The sequence below is a fragment of the Kitasatospora sp. NPDC088742 genome, assembly GCF_055584905.1.
On the sequence record NZ_JBVJLD010000108.1, the window covers coordinates 2,342 to 4,976 of the forward strand.

The 2,635-nt window shown below is 68.8% G+C and carries 3 protein-coding genes; all 3 read right to left on the reverse strand.

Features of this window, described 5'->3' with window-relative positions:
* A partial coding sequence (gene frr, locus ACZ6ZR_RS38560; RefSeq protein ID WP_465650692.1) for a ribosome recycling factor occupies positions 1-516 on the reverse strand: 516 nt, incomplete at its 3' end.
* A gap of 181 nt (positions 517-697) precedes the next feature.
* The gene (gene pyrH, locus ACZ6ZR_RS38565; protein ID WP_465650688.1) at positions 698-1,453 is read right to left on the reverse strand and encodes a UMP kinase; all 756 of its coding nucleotides are present in this window, start codon (positions 1,451-1,453) and stop codon (positions 698-700) included.
* Between the two features lie 273 nt (positions 1,454-1,726).
* A complete protein-coding gene (tsf, locus tag ACZ6ZR_RS38570; RefSeq protein ID WP_465650690.1) occupies positions 1,727-2,566 on the reverse strand; it encodes a translation elongation factor Ts in 840 nt (279 codons plus the stop codon).
* Positions 2,567-2,635 lie beyond the last annotated feature (69 nt).

A 2,635-nucleotide genomic window follows, 5' to 3' on the forward strand; every position in this document is an offset into this window, starting at 1 on the left:
CTCGAGCAGCTCGGCTTCCTTGTGCTTCAGCAGCTCGTCGATCTGCGCCACGTGGCGGGCGGTGACGTCGTCGAGCTCCTTCTCGGCGCGGCGGCCGTCGTCCTCGCCGATCTCGCCGTCCTTCACCAGCTTGTCGATGCCGTCCTTGGCCTTGCGGCGGATGGAACGGATCGAGACCTTGGCGTCCTCGCCCTTGCCACGGGCCTGCTTGATGTACTCGCGGCGGCGCTCCTCGGTGAGGACCGGCAGCACCACGCGGATGATCGAGCCGTCGTTGGACGGGTTCACGCCCAGGTCGGAGTCACGGATCGCGGTCTCGATGCTCTTGAGCGCGGTCTTGTCGAACGGCGAGACGACCGCCATCCGCGGCTCCGGCACCGAGAAGGAGGCCAGCTGGTTGATCGGCGTCAGCGCGCCGTAGTAGTCGGCGAAGATCTTGGCGAACATCGCCGGGTGCGCCCGGCCGGTCCGGATGGCCGCGAAGTCGTCCTTGGCGACCTGGACGGCCTTCTCCATCTTCTCCTCGGCCTCGAAGAGGATCTCGTCGGTCACTGTCTGCTCCCTGTCCCGTACATCTGCTGTTGTCCCGTGCCGGTAGGTGCCCCGGACGGCTGGTTGCTGCTCAGGTGACGGCCCGCCGACTGACGGGCTGTCGGCTGACGGCCCGCCGGCTGACGGACTGTCGGCTGCCGACCGCTCAGGCCCGGGCGGAGTCCTGGCTGATGAGTGTGCCGATCTTCTCACTCTTCACCGCGCGGGCGATATTGCCCTCCGCCAGCAGCTCGAAGACCAGGATCGGCAGGTCGTTGTCCTTGCACAGCGTGATGGCGGTCAGGTCAGCCACCTTGAGGTCGCGCGAGATGACCTCGGTGTAGTCGAGCGAGTCGAACTTGACCGCCCCGGGGTTGGTGCGGGGGTCGGCGTCGTACACGCCGTCGACGCCGTTCTTGCCCATCAGCAGCACCTCGGCGTGGATCTCCAGGGCGCGCTGCACGGCGGTGGTGTCGGTGGAGAAGTACGGCATGCCCATCCCCGCGCCGAAGATGACCACGCGGCCCTTCTCCAGGTGCCGGACGGCCCGCAGCGGGAGGTAGGGCTCGGCGACCTGGCCCATGGTGATGGCGGTCTGGACCCGGGTCTCGATGCCTTCCTTGATCAGGAAGTCCTGGAGCGCCAGGCAGTTCATCACGGTGCCGAGCATGCCCATGTAGTCGGAGCGGGCCCGGTCCATGCCGCGGACCTGGAGCTCGGCGCCCCGGAAGAAGTTGCCGCCGCCGATCACGACCGCCACCTCGGTGCCGCCCCGGACCACCGTGGCGATCTCGCGGGCGATCTTGTGCACGACGTCCGGGTCGACGCCGAGGCCTCCGCCACCGGCGAACGCCTCACCGGACAGCTTGAGCAGTACCCGGCGGCGGCCGCCGTCCTGCCCGGTCTCCTGCGTCTCCGTCATCGACTTCTCCTTCTCCACCTACTGGTCCGCAGGCGGGGCCACCGGCGGGCGCTGCCGGGCCCCTCGTCCTGCGCGTACACGCGAGGAGGCCACTGCCGCGGGAACCGGTACGGTCTCCTGCACGGCAATGGCCTCCTCGTCGTTCATGGTGCCGACGTGGCCCGCCCGTTGACTTCGTGGCGCTGGTCGAGCCAGTTCGGCGCGTTCCTGGCCGCACCTGTGGTGGGCGGCCGGGCGGTTCCTACCTTAGGCGGGAAGCGCTCGGAACGGGTCTCAGGCGCCGACGCGGAAGCGGGCGAAGCGCTTGAGGGTGACGCCGTTCTCCTCGAGGACCTTGGCGACGGACTTCTTGTTGTCCTTCGCGAAGGCCTGCTCGAGAACGGAGTTCTCCTTGACGAAGCCGGTGACGCGACCCTCGACGATCTTCGGCAGGGCAGCCTCGGGCTTGCCCTCCTCGCGAGCGGTGGCCTCGGCGACGCGGCGCTCGTTCTCGAGGTCCTCGGCCGGGATCTCCTCGCGGGAGAGGTACTTCGGCGCGAAGGCGGCGATGTGCTGCGCGACGTCCTTGGCGACCTCGGCGTTCGGCTTGTCCAGCTCGACCAGGACGCCGATGGTGGGCGGCAGGTCCGGGTCGGACTTGTGCTGGTAGACCGCGACGAAGCCGTCACCGTCGAACTGGGCGAAGCGACGGAAGACGATCTTCTCGCCCAGCGACGCGTTGGCCTCGTCCACGTACTGCTGGACGGTCTGGCCGGCGTTGATCTCGGAGGCCAGGGCGGCGTCCAGGTCGGCCGGGGAGGTGGCGGCGACGTGGGCGGCGATCGCGTTGGCGACCTCGACGAACTTGCCACCCTTGGCGACGAAGTCGGTCTCGCAGTTCAGCTCGACCAGAACGCCGGACTTGCCGTCCTCGGCGATCAGGGAGGCGACGGCGCCGTTGGAGGCGTCGCGGCCCTCGCGCTTGGCAACGCCCTTCTGACCCTTGATGCGGAGCAGCTCGACGGCCTTCTCGACGTTGCCCTCGGCCTCGTCCAGAGCCTTCTTGCAGTCCATCATGCCGGCGCCGGTGAGCTCACGGAGCTTCTTGACGTCCGCGGCGGAGATGTTCGCCATGGTGTGAATCTCTTCTCGCGTCTCGCGTGTCTGCGGGGAGTGGTGCCGGGGCGGCGGTGACCGGGCCCC